Genomic DNA, 23258 nt, shown 5'->3' on the forward strand with positions numbered 1-23258 from the left:
TTCTATCCTGGCCGGGCACGACGGACCGGGGGAAGCAGGCAGATGGCGACGGGCGACAACCGCTGGTGGGGGCCGCGTTCCGAGTTCCCGTGGGAGCAGGACGCCCTCGACTTCGTCAAGGCGCGCATGCCGTCCGTCGACCCGTACCGCGCCTGGTCGACGTTCACCTTCACCGCCAAGTCGGGGCACCCCCGCGAGGTGGATCTGCTCATGGCCACCCCGACCGGCCTCTACCTGGTGGAGATCAAGAGCCATCAGGGCCGGCTGGTGAACAACGGCAGCACGTGGATGTTCCACCACCGCGACCGCGTCTCCACGATCGAGAACCCGCTGCATCTCGCCGACCGCAAGGCCAAGGAGCTGAAGGAGCAGCTCCAGTGGGCGCTGCGCAAGCTCAACGTGCGCGGCCTGCGCGTCCCGTTCATCCAGGCCGCGGTGTTCCTGTCCGACCCGGGCTTGAAGTCGGAGCTGGACGACATCCAGCGCGCCGCCGTCTACGCCCGCGACACCTCCAACGGGCTGCCCGCCATCTGGGACGACCTCCTCGGCCGCGGACGTCCCGTCGCGCCGAGCCGCACCGAGATCACGTTCTCTCGCAAGATGCCGGACCTCATGAAGGCCATCGGCGCCCAGAAGTACCGCAAGCATCGCACCGTCGGCACGTGGCGGCTGTCTCCCAAGGCCATGGACACCGGGCCCACCTGGGAGGACTACCTCGCGGAGAACACCGCCCTCGAAGGCGATCACCGGCGCGTCCGGCTGTACCTGTCGGAGCTGGGCGCATCCCGCGAGGCGCAGGAGTCGACGCGCCGCGCCGCCCGCCGCGAGTACCTCGTCCTGCAGGGCATCGACCATCCCGGCATCGTCAAGGCCGAGCAGTTCAGCGACGACCACGACGCGGGCCCCGCGATCGTGTTCCCGCACCGCCCGGAGTGGATGCGCCTCGACCACTACATGGCCCAGTACGGCGACGGCCTGGACGTCGAGACGCGGCTCGGCATGATCCGGCAGCTCGCCGAGGCCCTCGCGCACGCGCACCGCCGCCACCTGTACCACCGGGCCCTCGCGGCCCGCAGCGTCTACGTCGCGTTCCGGGGCGCCGGGTACGACCCCACCTTGAAGATCGTCGACTGGCAGGCCGCGGCCCGTCCGGGCGGCGCGGACGCGGCCGGACGGACGTCCACGCTCGCCGGGGCGGTCGGGACGGCGGCCAGCCACATCGAGGCGGCCGCGCAGGCCTACCTCGCCCCCGAGTTCGGCAAGCCCGACGCCGAGAGCGTCCCCCTGGACGTGTTCGGCCTCGGCGCGCTCGGCTACCTCGTCATGACGGGGACGCCGCCCGCCGAGACCCGCGCCGACCTCGCCCGCCGCCTCAGCGAGCAGGGCCGCCTCACCCCGTCGGCGGTCGATGAGTCCATCACCTCGCCGATGGACCAGCTCATCGAGGAGGCCACCAAGCGGGACGTCTTCGAGCGCGTCTCCTCGGTGATGGAGTTCCTCGAGTACCTCGACATGGTCGAGGAGGACCTGACCGCCCCCGACGCCGAACCGGAGCCCGACCCCCTGGACGCCAAGCGCGGCACGGTCGTCAACGGCTGGACGGTCGTCCGCAACCTCGGTCAGGGCTCGACGTCCCGCACGTTCCTCGCCGAGCAGGAGACGCGCGGTGGCGAGAAGCACACCGCGGTGCTGAAGGTCGCGCTGACCGAGGCGGCCGCCGACCGCCTGCACGCCGAGGCCGCACTCCTCGCACGGCTCCGCAGCCCAAGGATCGTCGGCCTGATCGACGGCCCGTTCGACATCGCGGACCGCACCGTCGTCGTCCTGGAGGAGGCCGGGCAGATCACCCTCGCCGAGCACATCAAGCGGCAGGGCCGGCTCTCCCCGGACGAGCTGGAGAAGTTCGGCGGCGACCTGTTCGACGCCGTCGACTACCTGGAGGAAGAAGGAGTCCGGCACCGCGACGTCAAGCCGGAGAACCTCGCGATCCGCCGCGCGGCGAACAACAGCAGCCGCCTGGTCATGCTGGACTTCTCGATGGCCGGGACGCCCGACACCGTCGTGAAGGCCGGCACCCCCGACTACATCGACCCGTTCGTCGGCACCGACCGCCGCCCCCGCTACGACGACCACGCCGAGCGGTACGCGCTCGCCGTCACCCTGCACGAGATGGCCGCCGCCGAGCGCCCGTCCTGGGGCGACGGGATGGCCGAGGCCGAGTTCATCGACCAGGCCGAGACCGTCCCGCAGATCGCCGAGGACCGGTTCGACGCGGGCCTGCGGGACGCGCTCGCCGCGTTCTTCCGCCGCGCCCTGCACCGCGACGCCGCGCGGCGGTTCGCGTCGCTGAAGCAGATGAGCGACGCGTGGCGCGGCATGTTCCTCGACCTGGACCGGACGGCGCCGCCGACCACCCCCAGCAGCACCGACGAGGACACCGAGGACGTCCTGGAGGCGCGCCGCCGCCTGAACGAGGCCGCGACCGAGACGACCCCGCTCGTCGAGGCGGGACTGTCGCCCCGCGCTCTTTCCGCCGCGATCGACGGGCTCGGCGTCTCCACGGTCGGGGAGCTGATCACCGTTCCGGCCGTCCGCGTGCAGCGCCTCCGCGACTCCGGGATTGGCTCCAAGCCCCGCAACGAGCTGCTGCGCCTCGCCCGCGACTGGCGCCAGCGGTTCGGCGCTCGCGAGTCGGTGACCGAGGTCGCCAAGGAGCAGCGGAAGGCCGCCGGGGACGTCCAGGTCGCGGGCGAGAAGCTCAAGCGGCTCAGCCTCGACGAGATCGTCAACCGGCTCGTCCCTAAGGGAGACGGACAGGACGCGAAGATCGTCTTCCTGGCGCTCGCGCTGCCCGCCCTGGACGGCTCCGGCGCTCCGGCGCCGCTGCGCCCGTGGGCGTCCCAGCGGGAGATCGCCGATTACGAGGGCATTCGGGCCACCCCGGCGGACGTGTCCCGCGCCCTCGCCGACGCGCGCCGCCGCTGGACCGCCGACAGCGCCCTGAAGCCGCTGCGCGAGGAGGTCGTGGAGATCCTCGCGGCCAAGGGCGGCGTCCTGGAGGTCACGCAGCTCGCCGGGGAGCTGCTGGCCCGCCGCGCGTGCGGCCTCACCGACATCGCCGCCCGCCACGCCGTCGCCGGCGCCGTCCTCCGCGCCGCGATCGAGACCGAGGAGCGGCTGGACGAGCCCCGCCTCATCAAGCGCCGCACCGGCGGCCACAAGATCCTCGTCGCGCTGCGTCCGCCGGAGGACGCGGTGGACGCCCCGGCCGCCGCCGACCTCATCGACTACGCCGAGGAGCTCGGCAAGTACGCGGACGAGCTCGCCGGACGGAACCCGCTGCCCAGCGACGTCACCGTCCGCGCCGGGCTCCGCGAGGTCATCACCCCGGCCGGGATGCCGCTGCTCCCCGACACCGCCCTCGTCGCCCTCGCCGCCGCCGCGTCCACCAAGGCGGACGTCACCGCGCGTCTCGAGCTGTACCCGATTGACCTGGAACCGGCCCGCGCGCTCGACCTCGCACAGGCCGCCGGTTTCCTCGGCGGCGACGGCATCACCCCGGACGACCTGCGCCGCCGCGTCCTCGCCCGCTTCCCCCGCCTGCGCGGGCTCCCCGAGGAGCCCTCCGACCTCGCGAAGGTGCTCCGCAAGGCCGGGTACGAGGTCAAGTGGAGCGAGGACGGCAAACGCCTCGTCGATCGTCGCTTCGATCCCGCCCGGACCTTCAGCGCGGGCGCCCGCAGCTCCACCGCGACCCAGCGCGTCCCCACCGACCAGATCACCCGCCGCCTGGTGGGCTCCGTCGACAGCGGCGGCTTCCTCGCCCTGAAGTGCCGCACCCGCTACACGGAGTCGATGCTCGACGTCCTCACCGTCTGGAAGGGCGTCACCCCCGTCAACGTCACGAGCACGTTCACCGAGGCGCTCCGCGCGATCGTCGCCGCCCGTGGCAAGCCGACGTGGGAGAAGATGCTCGGCGCCGACCCGGCGAAGGCCCCGCACGTCTTCCACGACCTCATCGACCAGGCCCTCGCCGAGGTGGAGAAGAAGGTCGCGGGTGTCGAAGGTGTGGCCCTGCTCCACGACGCGACGCCCCTCGCCCGGTACAAGCACGGCCCGGATACCCTGGCCCGCATCATCGAGGCCGCCCGCGACCCGCACGAGAATCCGTACGGGCTATGGCTGCTGTGCCCGATGGAGGATCCGAACACCCTTCCCCGCCTGGACGGCACCGCCGTCCCCGCCAACACCGACAACGAACACCTCCTGCTGCCCCGCCCCTTCGGGCAGCCTGACGAGAAGACGACCAGGAGAGCCTCATGATCGACCGCAAGGCGCTGCTCACCGACCTCAAGAAGCAGGTCGTCGCTCTCGAAGGAGAGCTGAGGGAGCGCGCGGGCGAGGACGAGGCCACCCACGCCCGCCTCCACGGCGAATGGCAGAAGGCCCGCGAAGCGAATCGAATCGCCGCCACCTACGAATCCTGGCTGGACGACCGGGTCACGCAGGCCGCGGTCGCCTGGGTGCTCGGCACGGTGTTCCTCCGCTTCTGCGAGGACAACGGCCTCATCGAGCACCCGTTCCTCGCCGGGCCGGGGGAGAAGCTCGCCCTCGCCCAGGAGCGGCAAGCGGACCACATCGCCCGCAACCCCCACGACACCGACCGCCACTGGATCCTCGCCGGCTTCGCGGAGATGTCCCGCTCTCCGGTCGCTGCGGGCTTGTTCGACAAGGCCCACAACCCGATGTGGCAGATCGAGATCCCCCACCACGCCGCAAAGGAGCTGCTCGCGTTCTGGCGCCGCCGCGACGGCCACGGCGAGATCGTCCACGACTTCACCGACCCTGAGTGGGACACGCGGTTTCTGGGTGACCTCTACCAGGACCTGTCGGAGCACGCGAAGAAGACGTACGCGCTCCTGCAGACCCCGGAGTTCGTCGAAGAGTTCATCCTCGACTACACGCTCGAACCAGCCATCGACGAGTTCGGCCTCGACGGCCTCCGCCTCATCGACCCCACGTGCGGTTCGGGACACTTCCTGCTGGGCGCGTTCAACCGGATCCTGAACAAATGGAGGGACGCAGAGCCCGCCACGGAGATCTGGACGCTCATCCGCCGAACCCTTTTGTCGGTCCACGGCGTCGACAAGAACCCCTTCGCCACGAACATCGCCCGCTTCCGGATGCTGGTCGCAGTAATGCGCGCTGGCAGGGTGTCCTTGCTCGCCAGCGTGCCGGACTTTCCGATCATCGTGGCCACTGGAGATTCACTCCTCCATGGGCGAGGAGCCCCTGGAATGCAAGAAGACTTGCTAAGTGAAATCGAACCCCACACCTACGTAACAGAAGACATTAATGGGTTCATCGGGAAGAAAAGCAAAACGCGACTGGATGCGGTTGATCTCCTCGGAATTGGCAGCTATCACGTCGTGGTCGGCAATCCGCCTTATATTACCGTTAAAGACAAGAAAGAAAATGAAAACTATCGTGTGGCCTATAAGAGTTGTGCGGGGAAATATGCGCTCACAGTCCCCTTCATTGAGCGCTTCTTTCAGCTAGCTCTGCGTGGAGAGAATGAGAGCCTATCAGGTCACGTTGGGCAAATAACTGCAAATTCATTCATGAAGCGTGAATTCGGCAAGCGAATAATTGAGGAGTTCTTGCCGACGGTTAGAATTTCATACATCATTGACACGTCGGGTGTCCATATTCCTGGGCATGCAACTCCCACGGTAATTATGTTCGGGCGAAGGTTTTGGTCTACTTCGAAATCTTTTGCACGCGTTGTTGTCGGCGTTAGAAGCGAACCGGGTCGCCCCGACAATGCCGCCAACGGTCTAGTTTGGCGATCTATACTGAACAATATAGATTCGCCCGGTATTGAAACGCAGTGGGTGGCTGTACGGGATATGGAGCTTGACAGCTTGGCCAAATATCCGTGGAGTATATCGGGAGGCGAAACTTCCTCGGTGATGGATAAGCTTGAGGATGTGTCGAAGGTGACACGGCTTAAGTCTTACCTGAGTGACTCGATCGGGTTTGCGGCCTTCTCTGGAGTTGATGAGGTATTTTATTTTCCAAGATCTTGGCATCGGCGATATGACACGCCGGCGCAATATATTCGACCCTTGATTACAGGCGAAGATATAAAGCTCTGGGCTGTAGACCCAAGTGAACTTGCCCTGGCCCCCTATGGCGAAGATGCTGCAATTGCAGACATCGATGTAAGTAAGGGGTGGGCTAATCAGCTTTGGCTGGCCAAGCAGTATCTAGGCGCCCTAGCTGACTTTTCAGGCAAGCCTCGCAGGGAGACTGCCGTACAATGGTGGAGTTGGTACAGATGGGTAGCATCGCGTAATCAGGGCGGTGCTCGTATACTATTTGCCAAAATTGCAACTCATAATCATGCTGTATTTACACATGGGCGTGCTGTATCTAATCAGCATGTACCAGTAATTAATATCAAGTCAGATCTAGATGCCGACCTCTACTACGGCATACTTGCCGTACTGAACTCTTCGCCTGCATGTTTTTGGCTCAAGCAGGTATGTCCTGATCGAGGCAAGGGTGGCTACGGCGGTGGCGTTGCTAGTGAAGACTGGGAGCGTTTTTATGAGGTTACGGGCGCAAAGCTGCAAGATCTTCCACTGCCCGCCTCGATGCCCATCGAGGTGGGCAGGGTGATGGATTCTTTGGCGGCCTCACGCCTCGCCGCAAGTCCTTCAGCTATATGTGTCAATGGTTCGCCCAGTCGAGAAAAGCTTGATGCAGCGCGCTCGCAGTATGAATCGGCTGTAGGGCAGATGATTGCATGGCAAGAAGAATCCGACTGGCAACTTTATGAGAGTTATGGGTTGACGCCCGAAGGGCTTACAGTATCCGCAGAATATATTCCTCAAATAAAACTTGGGGAACGTGCCTTTGAGATCGTTTTGGCCCGCAAAGTTAAACTGGGGGAAATTGAAACCGAATGGTTCAATCGGCATGGATCTATTCCCGTTACGCAAATTCCCGAACATTGGCCATCGGAATACAGGAGGGTAATTGCTAAGCGCATTGAGATCATTGAGAATCGACGTGATATTGCGCTGATTGAGCGGCCGGAGTGTAAACGGCGCTGGTCTATGGAGCCATGGGAGTCGCAGGAGAAAGCGGCACTGCGCAGCTGGCTCCTCGACCGTTGCGAGGATCGTTCGCTGTGGTTTGCCGACGATGAGTACGGCGTTGAGCAGCCGAGCGCGGTGACCGTCAACCAGCTTGCCGACAGGCTTCGGCAGGATGAGGACTTCGTTTCCGTTGTACGCCTGTACGCGGGGGATGACGCGGATCTGGCGAAGGTGATCGCGGAGATCACGCAAGACGAGCACGTGCCTCATCTGGCGGCGTTGCGGTATAAGGACTCTGGGCTCCGCAAGCGCGGCCAGTGGGAGGTTGTCTGGGAGCAGCAGCGCGAGGAGGACCGTACGGGTAAGCGGATCGACATTTCGGTACCGCCCAAGTACGCGTCGGCTGACTTCCTGAAGACGTCCTACTGGCGGAACCGGGGCAAGCTCGATGTGCCCAAGGAGCGGTTCATCTCCTATCCGGGCAGTAGTCCGGATGGCGACTTGTCCATGCTGCTCGGGTGGGCTGGGTGGGACCACCGGGAGCAGGCTCAGGCGCTCATGATGCTCATCGAGGAGCGGGCGACTCAGGACGGGTGGGACGCTGCTCGCCTCACGCCGCTTCTTGCCGGCCTGGCTGAGGTGCTGCCGTGGGTGCGGCAGTGGCATGGCGAGGTCGATCCGGCGTTCGGACAGAGCCCGGCCGACGCGTACTCGACGTACCTGGAGACCAAGCAGGCCGAGCTTGGCATCTCGGGCGACGACCTCAAGAAGTGGCGTCCTGAGAAACCGAAGCGCGGCGGCCGGAAGAAGAAGGATGCCTGACGCAGCACGTCCCGTCTCACTTCGCCAACATCGAGGTGAGACGGGACGCCGCTGTGTCCAGGTGCCGCTACGGACGCACCTGCCCTGCGCGCGCATCGCGAACGACATCGCGTAGTCGTTGCGACGTCACGTCCGCCCACGGCAGCGCTGCATCTGCGGGCGCCCGTCCTCAGGAGAGGGTGCACTGGCTCACGGTGGTCCTGATCGGTCAGTGCATCTGGACGAAGTTAAGGAACGCAGTCCATTCGGCTTGCGTGAACTCCAGGATGGGGCCGGTGCCCTGCTCTTTGGTGTCACGAACACCGACGGTGCCACCTGGTCCACGTCCCACCTCGACGCACTTGCCATCGGGGTCGCTGTAGCTTGACTTCCGCCAACTGGTGAACTCGGGCCTCATATAGCTCGTACCATCCCATCTGAAATTCGCTCGGCCGTCTCCACTAGGAAGGCCAGGCTCTCGTCGGGGGACAGCGCGGCCTCCTGGAGACGCTTATAGTCTCCTGTATACCTTGCCAGTTCTTGCTGTTCGGTGTGGACCAAGTCGGTTGTTATCGTCTCGACGACCGCCATGGGAGGGTCCTGAGGGCCGGGGAATGTGTAGAGGGCGAACGACGACTTGGGTAGCAGGCCGCCGGAGATGCGTGCGTTGTAACGCAGGAGCCTCACGGTAAGCTGAGGCTCCCTCAAGACCACCTCGACGATGTGCCTGAGTTGAGCGGCCATCACCTCGGACGGTATATCAAGACGGAAGATGACGAACTCATCGACCACGGTGTCGTAAGAAGGGCCTTGCGGGCGGAGTAGGGTTTGACGTCGGTGTTCGCGAGCCTTTGCCATTCGCGCGGGTACATACTTGATTGGCCGGTTGGCCTTATCGAGTCTAATGAGCGCGTCGATGAACTCGGGCGTCTGTAGTACCGCAGGTATGCCAGTTGGATCGTAGTCGCAGATACTGTTCGCGCCGGATTCTAGGTCGGCGTAGAGCTTCTGGCGAGGTCCCATCGAATCGCCATACCTGTCCCACCACCCCTTTTCAGAAGCTTCGGTGGCAAGGCGGATCATCTCGGCCCACTTGGGTTCCTTGACGCCGAGAGTGTCGAGGATCTTGACGACGTCGCGGACGTCCGGGCGGCCGTGGGCGTTCTCCAGGCGGCTGATCTTCATGCGCGAGTAGTGGATGCGCTTGGCGAGCTCGTCCGCCGTGAGGTCGTGCTCTTCGCGGAGGTTGCGGAGCTCGTCGGCGAGACGTCGGCGTCGAACGAAGGGGCTGCTCACATCGCCTCCCGGGGAGCGTGTCCGTCGTAACCGATCCACTACCTGGTGTACACCATCGACACGCCTTGCAACCAGAGAACGAAAAATGCCGCGGCCGAAAAACGTTACATTCTTGTATCGGCCGACTCCACCGAGTCCGATTGTTCCTTTTGCCCCACCCGCCAATTGGGACGCGCCAGCGAAACCGCGAACCGGCCAGAGCAACCCCTCGGCTCTCGCACCACTCCCGAACGCAAGTCCAACACGCCTCGACCACGCACCCCTCCGACTGGCGCGCGCGTGTATGCACCGTTACCCGAAAGGCAAGAACCACCGTGTGCGTGCGTTCCACCAATCCCGCACACGCCTTCAAGAACGTCGCCCCAAGTGCGAGGAACGCCGCAACGACGCAGCCGGTGCCGGCTCCGTCCGTCCCGCTCAACACTTACAAGCGCGTGCCCGCACGCCGGATGGCGTTGGGGGGCGCCGCATTCCTCCCGCACCCCAACAAGGCACGCACGTCCTCCCCGGATATGACAAGCACACCCTGCCCCACCGCCCTCCGGCCCTGAAGGAACGCTGTCCCGCATTGGTGACTCGGACGGCAGCCAGGGCCGAGGCCGCGTCCCGTCGTTCGCCATCACCCCGTCGACCGCGGACGGCTCCACAGGTCTGTAAAGTCGGCCTTCATCCGGTGCGGCCGTGGCGCCGACCCGCCCCAGGAGAACCGATGTCGCCGCGCTGGACGACCGCCAAGTTCCTCATCACGACCGGCCCGGCGGCTCTCTTCGACCGGATTCGCCAGATCATGGACGAGCCCGTCCAACTGAAGGTCCACGCCGCCCACGCCCAGGCACGCCGGGACGACCGCGACGCCCCCCTCGACGAACTCCGCGACTTCGACCCCTCCACCTGGGAGCTCGTCTCCGCCGAGGTACGCACCGACACCGGCAAGTGGGTGAAGTCCACCTGGCGCGCCAACGCGGCCGGCCGCCCCTGGTGGATCGTCATCGGAATGGCCAACACGATCATCACCGTGATCGACATCCCCGATCACCGAACCGGCCTCGGCCCCACCGCCATCCGCGACGGTGACCTCTCCCACCGGGTGAACGAGGTCAACACCAACCTCGTACAGGCGCACACCTCCCGCTGAACGGGCCTGTACGCGGGCTGGCCGAAGCCATCACCGGCCGCCGCACCCGCTGCGGCGGCGCTGCCAACGATGTTCGTCAGGCCGCCTACGGCGGGCTCGTCACAGCCGTCATCCGCCTCGGCCTGTCCGTGGGACCTCGTTCGCGTCGAGCCTCCGGTGCTGGACGCCTCCATCGACGGGCACGCCCATGGTCCACCGCCGGACGCTCCCGAACCCGAGTGCACCATCGTGCTGCCGCGCTTCCTCGGCGACCAGACCCCGGACCGTCCAGCGGGCGGGCGCCTCACACCCGCACATCTGCCGCTCGTCCCTCGGCGGAGGGCGCGCTGACGCGCGACTGTTTTGTCGGGTCAAATGGAGGTTGCCGTCCCGTCACCGAACTCGACGTGACAGCAGGCGGAGGCGTCGATCGTCATTTCCGCGCCGATCTTCCTCGGGGCCCAATAAGATCCGGTTGATCTAGACACCGACGTTCATTTGAGGTGAGGCGCCCGTGAAGCCCCTGGAGCCGGCCGATCCACGCCAGGTTGGCCCGTACTGGCTGGAGCGGAGGCTGGGCGGGGGCGGGATGGGGCAGGTGTTCCTGGGCCGTTCCCCGGGTGGACGCCCGGTCGCGGTCAAGGTGGTGCGCCCGGAGCTGGCCGAGGATTCGGCGTTCCGGGAGCGGTTCGCCCTGGAGGTCGAAGCGGCCAGCAGGGTCGGCGGCTTCTACACCGCCCAGGTGGTCGACGCCGATACCGCCGCCCGTCCGCCGTGGCTCGTCACCGCCTTCGTCTCGGGCCCCACGCTGGCGCAGGCCGTCCACGAGCACGGGCCGCTGGCAGGCCGGACCCTGCGCGTGCTCGGGGCGGGTCTGGCAGAAGGACTGGCCGCCATCCACGCGACCGGCCTGGTGCACCGCGACCTCAAACCCGGCAACATCATCCTGGCCGCCGACGGCCCGCGCGTGATCGACTTCGGGATCGTCCGTGCCCTGGACGCCGCCCACGCCTCCACCACCGTGCTGGGGACACCCGGGTTCATGTCTCCCGAGCAGGTGCGCGGGCTGGACGTGGGGCCGACCAGCGACGTCTTCGCCCTGGGGTCGGTGCTCACGTTCGCCGCGACCGGGCGAGGCCCGTTCGGGACGGGGGATGCGCGGGCCGTCGCCTACCGGATCGTGCACGAGGAACCCGACCTTTCCGGGGTGCCCGCCCACCTCACAGATCTTCTGCGCGCCTGCCTGGACAAGAAACCCGAGGGACGGCCCGAGGTCGCCGAGATCCTGCGGAGGCTCGCGGACGCTCCGGACGAACCGTCCGGTCAATGGCTTCCGCCCGAGGTCACCCAGCTGATCGACCGGTATGACAGCGAGTACGCGCACCGGCCGCCGGACGTGCCTGGCGACACGTCGGCCCCGCAGGCCGGCCCCGGGCGGCGTCCCACCCGCCGGAGCCTCGTCCTGGCCGGGCTGGGCATCGCCGCAGCGGTCCCGGCGGTGCCCCTGCTGCGGTCGCTCTCCGTGGACGGTCCCTGGACCCGCGAGCAGGCCACGGCCAAAGCCGCACCCAGGCCGGCCGCCCTCTTCGACGGGCCCGTCCGGGCTGTGGCGTTCAGTCCGGACGGAGACCTATTGGCCGGCGTCGGCGCCGACGGGAAGACCAGGCTCTGGACCGTGAACGGCCGAACGCCGACCAAGACCTTTACTCACACGGTCACCAACCCCTGGAACAAGCCGCTGGAGGAGGTCGTCGCGTTTAACGCGCAGTTCACGTCGACGTTCGCGGTGGCGTTCACTCCGGACGGCGCCCTGGCGGTGGGCAACGGTGACGGGAGCATCGACCTGTGGACCATCGCCACCGGCGCCGTGACCACCCTCCCCTACGTTGCGCCGCAACTGTGGGACACCGCCTCCGGCTGCATCGCGGTCCACCCGAGAGGTAAGGCGGTGGCGTTCGCCTACGACGCCCCGACCGTCAGGGTGTGGGACCCGGCCGCCAGGGCCGTGCGGGCGACCCTCTCCAGCGGAGAGGGCATCGGCTACTGGGTCCAGTCCATGGCCTACAGCCCGGCCGGCGACGTGCTGGCCACCGCGACCGGCAACGGCCTTCCGGGGAACGCCCCCGACGACGGGCAGCTGGAATTGTGGGACACCACCACCCACGGAAAGATCGCCACCCTCGCCCAAACCAATTCCGACCTGCACGCCCTGGCGTTCGCGCCGGACGGCAGAACGCTGGCGAACCTCCGCAACGACGGCCTGATCACGCTGTGGGACGTCCCGTCCCGCAGGGACACCGCCACCATCGGCGGACCCGCCTCCGGCATCACCTGCATCGCGTTCGGCCCCGACGGTCTTCTGGCCGGCGGCCTCAACGACGGCACGGTCACACTGTGGAACGTCGCCACCGGCAGGAGTGTCACCGCCCTCAGCACCGGCGCCAACACCGAAATCGAATGCGTGGCAGTCAGCCCCAACGGCCGGACCGTAGCCGCAGGAGGCGAGGGCATCACCGTCTGGACCATCGGATGACCCGCCCCTTGCCCCAGGACGCCCACCTGAGGCAGGCTGCCGCCGTCTCGTCCCACAGGTGGCGCCCGCCTCACTGCTCCATGGCGAACTCCTCAAGCTGCGGCACGTAGTCGACCGACGTTCATGACCCGGAGCCGGGGTCCGAAAGCCAGAACGTCCACTCCCGGCCCAGTCATCGGCCGTGCACATCCGCTTCTCCAATCCCGGCGGAATGGCCCCCAACGGCGACATGGTTCGCTGGGAGGGCGATAACCAGGTTGCGGATGCCGACCACGGCCTGGGGTGCGGTGTCGGTGCGGCGCTGTTTGACCTGGGCGGCCTGGCTCGCGTGCGGGAACAGCAGGTTCTTGACGGTGTAGACCTTCAGGCGGCGGGCCGCCGCGGCCGTAGACGTGGGCGTGGGCGAGGGTCGCCTCGCCCAGTTAGGGGTGCCACTCGCCGAACTTCGTTGGTTGCTCGCCCCGCAGCATCGCCGTTACGCCGGAGTCCAAGCCGTTGCAGTAAGTGAAAAGGTAGTTGTCCACTCCTGCGAAGATCTGCTGCGCCCCGATCATCAGGGTCATGTGCGCCCGGTTCTGGCCGATGGGGCACAAGCGCAGGCCCGCGAGCACCGTGTACTCTCGGTAGGCTCTTTCCCGCAAACCGTGGACGCTGGCGACGGCATCGAAATTCGTGAAGTCGAAGTGTCTGGCTTCTCCGATGTCGACGTACGGCGGGTGCTCGATGTGGAGTCCGTCGAACTCGCGGATGAAGCCCACAGGGCTCGCCTCCGGCTGAAGGCCCAAGGACTTCCATGCCTGCAGGCACGGGGCCGTGTCCGTCGATCTCCCTCCGAACCACCCGGCCGCCCGGAGCAACGAATCGACGTCCTCCGCGAACCGGTCACTCATTGGACTCGCCGTCCGAGCATATCGCTGCCCGGGCGAGCTCGGCGGGCGCACCGACCGGATCATTGACGATGGCTTATGCGTGTTCATTTAGGCCTGGGAATCACGCCGAGCCTGGAAATGTTAGAAGTTGGCAAAATTGGCAGACAAAGTAAAGAAAGCGATAAGCGTTCCGGGCTTGTTGATGAGATCGCAAGGGATTAGAGTCACGCCATCCTGGGTGTGCGCGGCCGGCAACGGTTCAGCGTTTCAATGATCACTCGTTCGATGTCGGCGAGGGTGCCGAAGGTCTTGCGGGAACGGTAGTCCTCGTCGCGGATCTGGACGTCGAAGCGGCTTTCGATGCTCGCCACCAGCTCGAGCAGGGCGAGGGAGTCGAGGCCGAGGTCCTCGACGAGCCGGGTGTCGCCCCGGAGTTCGGCGCGCGCCAGGTCGGGGCGCCAATCCCTGACCCACTCCACCAGGAACGGCATGATCTCGGGCATTGCGTCATTCACCTCGCAGGAACATGTCGGCGCCCCTCCCGCGGGACATGAAGGTGCGCTGCCGGAGGAAGACCGAGGTGTCGGGCGGGCAGTAACCGCGCCAGTCGATGTGCGGGCCGATGAGGGCGCCGCGTCCGATCACCGAGCCGGGGTTCACGTGGCAGCCGTAGGCGACGCGCGCACCGTCGCCGATCAGGCTTCCGTACTTGTCACGGCCCGTCTCGATCTCGCCGTCGGCCAAGGAGAGCCGGACGGGGGCGCGGTCGTAGCGCATCGAGGCGAGCTGCGCCGAGCCGCCCAGGTTCACCCCCCGCCCGAGCAGGCTGCTGCCGACGTAGTTGAAACGCGGGATCATGCAGTCCGGCAGGACGATCGACCGCGCTATCTCGCTCGCGTGACCGATGGTGGTACCGGAGAGGACGACGCTGTCGCGAACGGTGCAACCTTCGTACACCTGCACGCCCGGACCGAGATAGGACCCCGTGACCACGGCGCTCGGATGGACGACGGGCTCCGGGCCTGTACCGTCCCCGTGCGAGCCGCGCAGGGCGGCGACGACCGAAGGCACGTCCAGGAGGAGTTCCCACGGGGCCTCGGTGGCCAGTTCCGTCCACAGCGGATCGGCCGGGTCGAACAGGTCGTCCAGCATGCTCACATCCAGGAAGGGGGCGGCTCAGCGGTGTCGCGCGGCCTCCGGCGCGCGGGCCGGGCGCGGGCGGGCCGGTTTCCCGGTGGGGCCGGTCGGCAGCCGCCCCGCCACGGTGATGACGGCGGGGACCATCGCGGGGAGACGGACGGCGCGCCGCAGGGCCCGCCTGACCGCGGCCACATCCCTCGCGGGCGGGTCCGCGACGATGGTGGCCTTGAGCGTTCCGTCCTCCACCCAGGCGAGAGCATCGACGACCCCGGAGACGCCCCGCAGCGCGTCCTCCACCTCGCGGAGGCTCATCCGCTGGTCGGAGACCTTGACGAGGTCGTCGCGCCGGCCCCGGTGGTACAGGTGGCCGTCGGCGTCGCGGGTGAACAGGTCGCCGGTCCACAGTTCGCGGCCGCCGGTGACGGGACGGAAGACGACCCCGGTCAGCAGGTCGTCGCCGAGATAACCGAGCGCCAGGTTGGGGCCGCGCACGACGAGCTCGCCGGTCTCCCCGTCCGGAACCGTCCGGCCGTTGGCGTCGACGACGCGGCAGGTGACCCCGGCCATCGGGCGTCCCACGGAACCCGGCTTCGCGTCGACCAGGTTGGGCGCCAGGTAGGAGACGCGCTTGCACTCCGTGAGCCCGTACATGGGCATCACCTGCGCTCGCGGGAAGGCGGCCCGGAGGCGGGCGATCAGCGGTGTCCCGAGATGCGAGCCGGTGGAGGTGATCAGGCGGACGGACGCCGCCGTCCGTCGCCGCTCCGCCATCCGGGCCGTGAGCGGCCCCGCGAGTGACGGGACGAGCGGCAGCACGGTGCCGCACCGGGCGTCGATCACGTCGATGAGGTCGTCGAGGAAGAGCGGGGGAGCGGCCGTCAGCGCGCAGTCCGCGGCGAGGGCCAGCAGCAACTGGTACAGGCCGTAGTCGAAGTGCGGAACGACCGGATTGACGATCCTGTCCCATTCGGTGAGCCCGAGGTAGCGCTGGATGCTTCGGGTGGCGAAGTCCATGGCGTCCGGCGGGACGAGTATCCCCTTCGGCGCGCCGGTCGAGCCCGAGGTGTAGAGCACGATGGCGATGTCGTGGTCCCGGGCCACCGCGGCCAGCGCGGGCTCGGCCTCTCCCGGAGAGGGGCCCGGCACCTCCACGGCCAGTTCCGTCCCGGACGGCGTGATGTGTGCGGCGGGCCGGCACTCGGCCGTGACCTGCGCGACGAACGGGGCCGGCGCGGTCATCGGGACCGGAACCGGGGTGCCGCCCCACGCCCACGTCCCGAGCATCGCGACGGCGGCGGCCTCGAAGTCACCGGCCCGGACGAGGACGGCCTGGCCGTCTCCGGCCCCGGCGGCGTCCCGCAGCCGTTCGGCGACGACCATGGCTGCTCGCCGCACCTGGTCGGCGGACAGTTCCCCGCCCGCCGCGCTCGCCAGGCGGAAGCCCCGGTCGTCGCGGCGAGTCAGCAGGTCCCGGACCACGGCGGGGGCGCGGCGCATTTGGTCGGCCGAGGAACGATTCATCGCGGAGCGGTCCGATCAGCCGCACGCGTTGAGCCCGCCCGCGGGCACCGACTGGAGGAGATGGTCGGCCAGGAATGCGGCGAACGTCTCGATCGCGTGATGGAAGTGCGGGTCGCTGAGGTTGTGGTCCGCGCCTTCGACGAGGTGGTACGTCATGCCGAGCTCCGCCATCTCCCGCGCCAGCCGCCGCCGGGACGCCGCCGGGATCTCCTCGTCCGCCGACCCCTGGACGGCGAGGACGGGCGCGTCGACCTCCCGGAGCGCCGCGTAGGTGTCCACGGACCGTGCGTCCTCGATGAACCGGTAGTCGCTGACGGTGCCGTCCGGCAGCCGTGTCCAGCCCTGTTCCCGCCAGCGGCGCATGCCGTCGTCGCCGAGCAGGCTCCGTCGCATCGCGACGTAGTCGGTGACCGGGGACTTCAGCGCGAGCGCGTGCAGGCCCTCGACGCGTGCGGCGGCGATGATCGCCGCGTTTCCCGAGAAGCTGTTCCCGAGCAGTCCGAGCCGCCCGATGGAATAGCGTTTCCGGACAAAGCGCAGTATGTCCTCGATCTCGTGACTCGCCTTGAGGATCGTTTGGTGGCGGATATCACCACCGCTGTCACCGTGGCCACTGAGATCGCCGGTGACGCAACGAACGCCGAGTGGCGCCAGTTTCGCGGCGAGTGCCTTATTGGTCGCATTGAGTCGCCGGCTGGTGAATCCAGGGAACATGACGACGGCGCTGTCGCCGGGTGCGCCGTCGCCGACCGACAAGGCCAGCGACTCGCCATATCGGCTCGTCAGCCGCTCGTTCGTCCACATGGGCCCTCTCCAGTGGCGAGTCGTTCTATGTATTTGTCGCTTCCAGCGCCAAGTTTGAGGGCCGGGCCGTTACACGTCAAGCAAGGCCGGAGGGTGGCCGGATGTGGTTGCCATATTGATCATTTTATGCGGTACACTACGTTTCATTCGTCCGACAGGTATCAGCCGTATCCCGCTATGGCCACCCAGATCTGGACGATTGCGAGTATTGCTGCGGCGACCGCCAGAAACACGGCGGCGAACCCGGTGTTCCGGCTGGTCTTGCCCACATTGAGACTGATCTCCTGCAATGCGGCGGAGGTCGCCGCGCTGCGCTCCTGAAAGATCGCATTGGCGATGTCGAGCATGCTCTGCACGCTCCTGGACACAGCGTCCCGCGATGCATCGACCTCCTTGAGCTGGTCGACCCTGGAGACGATCGTGCGGAAGAAGGAACTGCCGCTGTCACGGTGCACTGCCGGCACCTCCGAATAGAGGTCGCTCGACCACGCGATCCGGGTCAGCAGGGTCTGCATGACGGCGTGGGAACCCGACACGTCCCGTTCGGCCGTGAGGCGGTCCAGGAACGTCGCGCGCATGCGCCGCACCCAGTCGGTGACGTACTTGAGCGTCACCCGCTGCTGGAGGGTGATCTCGATGGCGGAGACGATGTCCTCCAGGAACAGCCGCTTTCCGAGGTCGCTGAGGTGCTCGGGGTGGTGCCGGGTCATCCGTTCGACGTTGACGATCCACAGTTCGTCGGGACGGCTGCCGAGGTCCATTTCCCGCAGCGCGCGTACGTTGTCCTCGCCGTAGCGGTTCATGACGTGCGACATCCGGGTGAGCCCCGCGAGCGCGCGCAGCCCCGTGACCGGCCCGTCCCGGTACAGGTCCTTGGGCCTGCGGACGGCTCCGTCCACCGTGAAGTCGAAGTCGACGACGTCATAGGTCTCGGTGTGGCCGAGCAGGACGGCGGGCGCCGTGTCGATCAGCCGGTACCGGGGCAGCGTCGAAGACCAATGGCGCAGGAACTCGGTGACCAGATCCGGCCACCGGTTCCGAACGTCACGGCGGAACTGGTGATAGCTCCCGATGACGTCCAGGACGTTCACGGGGCCGTTGCGCAGCTCCGCGCGGACGCAAACGCTCAGGGCTCCCGACGGCCCGATCTTCACCCAGTCGAGCCGCCACACCAGGCAGCCGGCGAGGTAGTCGACGGGAGCCTGCGGCCTGCTCACCAGCGGCATATAGGACGTGCTGAACTCGTCGGAGAACGTCGGCCGTCCGTATTCGGTGCTCCGGCCGTAGGAAGGCGGTTCGACCCGCGGACGGTCGAACCCGCCGCCGGGTTGCGGGAACTGGTCCGCAAGCGCATGGAGCCAGCCCGGCCGTCCCCGGTCCCGGAGGAACGTGTCCGCCGCCTCGTCCTGGACGGCCCACCCCAGATCCACCGCCACGAGCGTGCGGAGCTCGAGGCGCGTGATCTCGAAGTCGCCTTCCTGCATCTCGTTCGCCGCTTCCGGCACTGTGAAGACTCCTCGGGTGCGATGGCCCGTCGGCGGCGCTGGGGACCTCGTCGGAAGCCGCCACCGCGGTCAGGCCGAGCAGATTGGAAGTGAGGCTTTTCTACCTTTCTCACCTGACATTTCCGAATAGGTTGCGCCGATGTTCGTCCGTCTTGACCGGTTCTGGCCCGGCCGACTGCCTTCCGTGCCGCGCGGCGTGCACGGCGGGAACGTGGGTCGGATGGTGCTCGTTCCGGCTGCCTGACGTGCGAATGCTGAACGTTCAAGGCCTGGGCGTGCGGATATCGGCGGCGGGTCCGATATCGCGTGCGCGGTCGGGCACCCGCTGTGACGATGACCGGCAGAGACCGAAGACCCGGCGACAAGCGAGGTGCCCATGTTCTCCGCCCTGCCTTTCGCGCCCGCCGTCCACGACGTGCAGCGGTGGCGGCGGTCGTTCCCCGGCGAGCCCGTCCAGGCCGCCGCCGTCCGGCGCTTCACCGCCGCGCTCCTGGCCGGCTGCCCCGTGCTGGACGAGGTGCTGCTCGCCGTCGACGAACTCGTCGTGAACGCCGTCCGGCACACCAAGTCCGGGCAGCCGGGCGGTGAGTTCGCCGTCGAGATCGTCCGGTGGGACGGCAGCGTCGCGGTCGCCGTCACCGACCAGGGCGGTCCCTCCGACCCTGTCGCGGGGTGCGTGCGCGCCGACGCCGAGTCCGGCCGCGGCCTGTGGACGGTGTCCGCGACGGCCGACCGGTGGGGCTGGTTCGGCAACGACCGCTCCCGCACCGTCGCCGCGTTCTTCGGTGAGCGCGCCGCCCTGGCGGAGGCCGCGTGACCCGGGCCCTGCGGAACTGGGCCGACGGGCAGGTGCGGTCGACCATGGCGGCCGCGATGCGCGCGGACCCCGCCGCGCTCGTCCGCCTGGCGTCGGGAGCCGCCGACACTCCTACTTCTTCTTTCCTCCGGGACGCGCGAAACCTGACGCTGGCAGCGAGCGCCGCACTGACGACCGTCCTCACCGTCCACCGGTACGGGCCCGACCCCTACGAGCGTCTCGTCTGCCTGGCCTGCGGCACCGGACGCTGCCGCACGGTCCAGGGCGTCGCCGAGGCCCTGGCCGCCTACGACCCGCGCGCCGCCCCGGTCGACCGCGCCGAAGCATGGCGCCGCGCCGACGCGTGGTACGCCCGGGACACCGGACGGCCGGTCCCGTTGCACGTCGACACGTTCGAGGACGGCTACGTCGCGCGCCCCGTGGTTCCGCCGTCCACCACCGAGGTCATCGTCATCGACCGGCGCACCGGCGCCCTCACCCAGTGGCCCGCCCACGACACCGAGACCTTGGCCGCCCACTACCGCGACTACCGCCAGGGCCGCCTCTGACAAGGTTCTGTGTATTTTTACAACTTGACATCATGAGGCATCCGAGCGCACCTTGGTTCTGACAATGTCAGGGCGGAGGTCGACATGCCCGATGACGACTACCTCGAACGCCGACTTCCCCGCGGCTGGACGGCCGTGAAGAAGGCACTGGTCCGCGACGCGCCGCTGTCCGTTCTGTCTCGGCTGACGGAACGAGCACTGGCCGCCACCATCAGGGACATCGAAGGGATTACCGTGCTCCCCGATGTCTGCGCCGAAGCGCACCGGGCTGCGCGGCGCCGGTCTGGCGCCCTGCCGATCGACGGTCATCAGCTCGGCATGGCTCCGAGGCGAAGCCGTCTTCCGCAGAACGACATCGCCTGGCGGCGCGCCCAGGTGTTGGTGGAGACCCGGACGGACGAGCTGGCCGAGAACTTCGCGGCCGCGCAGCGGCTGGTCAGCAGCGCGGTCGTCCGAGATCTGGCCGGTCACTACGGGTTCGGACGGATCATTCCAATGCTGGTCGGAGAGAACGGGTGGGACGTCGACGGGCTCCGGGATCGGTGCAACGAGATCCTCTCGCAACCCGGCATCGACAAGATCGGGGAGTTCCTGGCCCGCCGCCCCGACGGACGGAACGTGAAGGCGCCGCCCCGCAGACGCGAGCGCGTCGATGACATCTTGGGCGAGGGTCTATGGGGGAGCCCGTGATGAGCGGTGAGTGGGCCGAGTTCGAGTTTCCGGCCGACGGACGTCCCGGGCATCGCGCTGTGCGGTGGAACGCTGACATTCGCTTGGACGGCGGAAACGTCACCGACCGGCTCGCCACGGAACTGCCCGCGCATGCGGCGGACCTCATGGAGATCGCTGCCGCTGCGTACGCCGCCGACCGTCGCACGCAGCGCGGCCGGAGCCGCGCCTACGGGCTCGGCTGGTCCCGAAAATTGCGAGTGGGGATAGAGGTCAGGGACCCGGGCCTGTGGCGAGGGCATCGTGAGCACCTGTCCGAGCTGCTCACCTGGCTGACCGACGACACGTGGGACCTGCGTTTTCGGCCTGCGCGGCGACCGGGTCCGCTGCACGTTCCGCAGGGCTACCTCGTCGACCTGATTCCGGAGGGGGCGCCCGTGGCCCTGTTCAGTGGAGGGCTCGACTCCACGGCCGGCCTGGCCGCGGAACTCGCGGCCGCTCCCGGCCGGGGCGTCATCGCCGTGCGGGTCATCAGCAATGACCGGATGCAGGGGCGTCAGCGCAAGGTCATCGAACAACTCGGCGGACGGGTGCACGACTGTGCCTTCCGCTGCCACCTGCGGCAGAACACTCCCGCGAGGGAGTCCACGCAGCGGACCCGCGGCTTCCTGTTCCTTTCGGCAGGGATCGCGACGGCGTGGGCGGCGGGACGGCAGGCGCTCCGCGTCTACGAGAACGGCATCGGGGCGATCAACCTGCCGATGCTGGAGTCGCAATGGGGTTCGCAGTCCCCGCATGCCGTTCATCCTCTGACGACCCAGAAGATGGAAAAGCTCGCCGAATCCCTCAGCGGGGAGCCATTCCGGATCGAGCTGCCCTATCTGTGGTCGACCAAGGCCGAACTGCTCAGGCAGGCGCCACCTCAGATGGCCGCCGCCTACGGATTGTCCTACTCCTGTGACACTGCGTTCTCCACCCACACGGAGGGCGGGAGGCCATGCGGCAAGTGCACGTCCTGCATCCTGCGTACGCAATCGGTGATCGCCTCGGGCCTGCGCCACATCGACGCCGGGCAGCGCTGCCGAGCCGACCGTGCCGAGGTGATCGGCTCATGGGAGATGCGGGCCATGCTCTGCCAGGTGAACAGGCTCGGCCGTGCCCTGCGCTCCGCCGATCCCTGGCGCCGTCTGCTCGAGGAGTTCCCGCAGATCCGCGACGTCCCGGACGTCGAGAGCGAGCGCGGCCGCCGGGAACTGCTGGGGCTGTACGGTCGGTACTGCGCCGAGTGGCGGGACACGGCCCGGGAGCTCGGCATCAGCCTGCGCGACTGGGGTCTGGAAGGGGCGGCGGCCGCATGATGAGCACCGACACCACACTGCCGGAACGGCTGCGCGCCGCGCGGCAGGCGGCCGGCGTCACCCAGCAGCAGGCGGCCACCGTGCTCGGTGTCAGCCGCCCGCTGCTCGTCGCGATGGAGAAGGGAACCCGGAAGGTCCGCCCGGAGGAGCTCGTCACGCTCGCCTCTCTGTACCAGCGCCCGGTGAGCGACCTAACCCGGCCGCAGCCGCCGCTGGACGCGCTCGGCGCCCAGTTCCGCCTCGCGATGTCGGGACGTACGGGGGACGACGAGCTCCGCAGCGTGATCGGGGACCTCGAACGGCTCGGCGACGACTTCCTCGACCTGGCGCGGCGCAGCGGGGTCGAACTGCCCCGCCGCTACCCGGCGACCTACAACCTGCCGGGCGGCGACCCCGCCCACGGCGCCGAGGACCTGGCTCTGGAGGAACGGCGTCGGCTGGGGTTCGGGGACGGTCCGATCCAGCACGTACGGGAACTACTGGAGGACGAGGTCGGGTTGCGGGTGTTCATGCCCGCGATGCCGTCTCGGATCGCGGGGGCGATCGTGTACGCCGAGCCGCTCGGCGCGTGCGTCGCCGTGAACGCCCGTCACCCCGTCCAGCGGCGCCGCTGGACGCTCGCGCACGAGTACGCACACTTCCTCACCCGACGGGACCGCTCCGAGATCACCCTGCTGTCCGAAGGCAACCGGGCCGAGGAGCGGTTCGCGGACCTGTTCGCGGCCAACTTCCTGATGCCTCGCAGCGGGGTGCGGCGCCGCCTCATAGAACTGACCAGGGAGCGCCCCCATGGGGAGCCGACCGTCGCGGACCTCTTCCATCTCGCCCACGCGTTCCGAGTCTCGGTGCAGGCCATGACGTACCGCCTGGAAGATCTCCAGCTCATCCCCAAGGGAACGCACGACAAGCTGGAGGCGCGGCTGAAGCCCGCCGAGGCCCGGCGTGCGCTTGGGTTGCCGCCCGACGCGCAGCCCGCCGAGCTCCTTCCCCTCCGGTACCGCTATCTCGCCGTGGAGCTGCTCACCACCGGTCAGATCACCGAAGGGCAGCTCGCCGCCTACCTGCGGACCGACCGGGTGACCGCCCGCCGCATCAGCCGGGAACTGACCACCAGCAACGACGTGACGGGGGGCGGCCAGCCGGAGCCCCTGCAATGGAACGAGGCGGAGACCTGACC

The 23258-nt window shown here is 67.9% G+C and carries 17 protein-coding genes; 9 read left to right on the forward strand and 8 right to left on the reverse strand.

Annotated elements, in window-relative coordinates:
* Nucleotides 1–42: 42 nt before the first annotated feature.
* The gene (pglW, locus tag AB0L25_RS23145; RefSeq protein WP_500174724.1) at nt 43–4323 is read left to right on the forward strand and encodes a BREX system serine/threonine kinase PglW; all 4281 of its coding nucleotides are present in this window, start codon (nt 43–45) and stop codon (nt 4321–4323) included.
* Entirely contained in the window at nt 4320–7928 is a 3609-nt protein-coding gene (gene pglX, locus AB0L25_RS23150) for a BREX-2 system adenine-specific DNA-methyltransferase PglX (RefSeq protein ID WP_500174725.1), read from the forward strand. The genes pglW and pglX overlap by 4 nt, the downstream gene beginning before the upstream one ends.
* Nucleotides 7929–8136: 208 nt before the next feature.
* Here pglX and AB0L25_RS23155 read toward each other — a convergent pair whose 3' ends face one another.
* Together AB0L25_RS23155 and AB0L25_RS23160 are read right to left on the reverse strand one after the other, a co-directional pair.
* Nucleotides 8137–8325, reverse strand: coding sequence for a DUF397 domain-containing protein (locus AB0L25_RS23155; protein WP_500174726.1), 189 nt, complete (start codon nt 8323–8325; stop codon nt 8137–8139).
* On the reverse strand, nt 8322–9203 hold the full coding sequence (locus AB0L25_RS23160) for a helix-turn-helix domain-containing protein (RefSeq protein ID WP_500174727.1): 882 nt from the start codon (nt 9201–9203) through the stop codon (nt 8322–8324). Before AB0L25_RS23160 ends, AB0L25_RS23155 begins: the two co-directional genes overlap by 4 nt.
* 709 nt (nt 9204–9912) lie before the next feature.
* Here AB0L25_RS23160 and AB0L25_RS23165 point away from each other — a divergent pair.
* The gene (locus tag AB0L25_RS23165; RefSeq protein ID WP_500174728.1) at nt 9913–10338 is read left to right on the forward strand and encodes a hypothetical protein; all 426 of its coding nucleotides are present in this window, start codon (nt 9913–9915) and stop codon (nt 10336–10338) included.
* 493 nt (nt 10339–10831) lie between these two features.
* Nucleotides 10832–12850: a WD40 repeat domain-containing serine/threonine protein kinase gene (locus tag AB0L25_RS23170; RefSeq protein WP_500174729.1), complete on the forward strand. Its 2019-nt coding sequence runs from the start codon at nt 10832–10834 to the stop codon at nt 12848–12850.
* 422 nt (nt 12851–13272) lie between these two features.
* On the opposite strand, the gene AB0L25_RS23175 is transcribed toward AB0L25_RS23170, so the two are convergent.
* The 6 genes from AB0L25_RS23175 to AB0L25_RS23200 all read right to left on the reverse strand — a co-directional run bounded on the left by AB0L25_RS23175 (nt 13273) and on the right by AB0L25_RS23200 (nt 18689).
* Nucleotides 13273–13740 (reverse strand): SUKH-3 domain-containing protein, encoded by a 468-nt coding sequence (locus AB0L25_RS23175; protein WP_500174730.1) that lies wholly within the window; start codon nt 13738–13740, stop codon nt 13273–13275.
* Between the two features lie 203 nt (nt 13741–13943).
* The gene (locus AB0L25_RS23180) at nt 13944–14222 is read right to left on the reverse strand and encodes an acyl carrier protein (protein ID WP_500174731.1); all 279 of its coding nucleotides are present in this window, start codon (nt 14220–14222) and stop codon (nt 13944–13946) included.
* 4 nt (nt 14223–14226) lie between these two features.
* Nucleotides 14227–14871 carry a GlgC family sugar phosphate nucleotidyltransferase gene (locus tag AB0L25_RS23185; protein WP_500174732.1) on the reverse strand — a complete coding sequence of 215 codons (645 nt, stop codon included), beginning with the start codon at nt 14869–14871 and terminating at the stop codon, nt 14227–14229.
* A 24-nt stretch (nt 14872–14895) separates the two neighbouring features.
* Nucleotides 14896–16380 (reverse strand): class I adenylate-forming enzyme family protein, encoded by a 1485-nt coding sequence (locus AB0L25_RS23190; RefSeq protein WP_500174733.1) that lies wholly within the window; start codon nt 16378–16380, stop codon nt 14896–14898.
* A gap of 15 nt (nt 16381–16395) precedes the next feature.
* Nucleotides 16396–17184 (reverse strand): alpha/beta hydrolase, encoded by a 789-nt coding sequence (locus AB0L25_RS23195; protein ID WP_500174734.1) that lies wholly within the window; start codon nt 17182–17184, stop codon nt 16396–16398.
* A gap of 161 nt (nt 17185–17345) precedes the next feature.
* Complete coding sequence (locus AB0L25_RS23200) at nt 17346–18689, reverse strand: hypothetical protein (protein ID WP_500174735.1); 1344 nt, start codon at nt 18687–18689, stop codon at nt 17346–17348.
* A gap of 376 nt (nt 18690–19065) precedes the next feature.
* On the opposite strand from AB0L25_RS23200, the gene AB0L25_RS23205 reads away from it, so the two are divergent.
* From AB0L25_RS23205 to AB0L25_RS23225, 5 genes are all read left to right on the forward strand, one after another.
* Entirely contained in the window at nt 19066–19506 is a 441-nt protein-coding gene (locus AB0L25_RS23205) for an ATP-binding protein (protein WP_500174736.1), read from the forward strand.
* A complete protein-coding gene (locus AB0L25_RS23210; RefSeq protein WP_500174737.1) occupies nt 19503–20054 on the forward strand; it encodes an SUKH-4 family immunity protein in 552 nt (183 codons plus the stop codon). The genes AB0L25_RS23205 and AB0L25_RS23210 overlap by 4 nt, the downstream gene beginning before the upstream one ends.
* Before the next feature lie 84 nt (nt 20055–20138).
* The gene (locus AB0L25_RS23215; RefSeq protein WP_500174738.1) at nt 20139–20744 is read left to right on the forward strand and encodes a hypothetical protein; all 606 of its coding nucleotides are present in this window, start codon (nt 20139–20141) and stop codon (nt 20742–20744) included.
* Nucleotides 20744–22081, forward strand: coding sequence for a 7-cyano-7-deazaguanine synthase (locus AB0L25_RS23220; protein WP_500174739.1), 1338 nt, complete (start codon nt 20744–20746; stop codon nt 22079–22081). The genes AB0L25_RS23215 and AB0L25_RS23220 overlap by 1 nt, the downstream gene beginning before the upstream one ends.
* Nucleotides 22078–23256, forward strand: a complete 1179-nt coding sequence (locus AB0L25_RS23225) for a helix-turn-helix domain-containing protein (protein WP_500174740.1) — start codon at nt 22078–22080, stop codon at nt 23254–23256. The genes AB0L25_RS23220 and AB0L25_RS23225 overlap by 4 nt, the downstream gene beginning before the upstream one ends.
* Nucleotides 23257–23258: the final 2 nt, after the last annotated feature.

Source organism: Spirillospora sp. NPDC052242, assembly GCF_040679555.1.
GTDB lineage: Bacteria > Actinomycetota > Actinomycetes > Streptosporangiales > Streptosporangiaceae > Spirillospora.

Excerpts from the sequence above, each read along its gene's own strand:
- pglW (WP_500174724.1), top strand. The coding sequence starts at position 43 with ATGGCGACGGGCGACAACCGCTGGTGGGGGCCGCGTTCCGAGTTCCCG.
- AB0L25_RS23155 (WP_500174726.1), bottom strand. The coding sequence starts at position 8,325 with ATGAGGCCCGAGTTCACCAGTTGGCGGAAGTCAAGCTACAGCGACCCC.
- AB0L25_RS23180 (WP_500174731.1), bottom strand. The coding sequence starts at position 14,222 with ATGCCCGAGATCATGCCGTTCCTGGTGGAGTGGGTCAGGGATTGGCGC.
- AB0L25_RS23225 (WP_500174740.1), top strand. The coding sequence starts at position 22,078 with ATGATGAGCACCGACACCACACTGCCGGAACGGCTGCGCGCCGCGCGG.
- AB0L25_RS23195 (WP_500174734.1), bottom strand. The coding sequence starts at position 17,184 with ATGTGGACGAACGAGCGGCTGACGAGCCGATATGGCGAGTCGCTGGCC.
- AB0L25_RS23190 (WP_500174733.1), bottom strand. The coding sequence starts at position 16,380 with ATGAATCGTTCCTCGGCCGACCAAATGCGCCGCGCCCCCGCCGTGGTC.
- pglX (WP_500174725.1), top strand. The coding sequence starts at position 4,320 with ATGATCGACCGCAAGGCGCTGCTCACCGACCTCAAGAAGCAGGTCGTC.
- AB0L25_RS23220 (WP_500174739.1), top strand. The coding sequence starts at position 20,744 with ATGAGCGGTGAGTGGGCCGAGTTCGAGTTTCCGGCCGACGGACGTCCC.
- AB0L25_RS23165 (WP_500174728.1), top strand. The coding sequence starts at position 9,913 with ATGTCGCCGCGCTGGACGACCGCCAAGTTCCTCATCACGACCGGCCCG.
- AB0L25_RS23175 (WP_500174730.1), bottom strand. The coding sequence starts at position 13,740 with ATGAGTGACCGGTTCGCGGAGGACGTCGATTCGTTGCTCCGGGCGGCC.
- AB0L25_RS23185 (WP_500174732.1), bottom strand. The coding sequence starts at position 14,871 with ATGCTGGACGACCTGTTCGACCCGGCCGATCCGCTGTGGACGGAACTG.
- AB0L25_RS23215 (WP_500174738.1), top strand. The coding sequence starts at position 20,139 with ATGCCCGATGACGACTACCTCGAACGCCGACTTCCCCGCGGCTGGACG.
- AB0L25_RS23205 (WP_500174736.1), top strand. The coding sequence starts at position 19,066 with ATGTTCTCCGCCCTGCCTTTCGCGCCCGCCGTCCACGACGTGCAGCGG.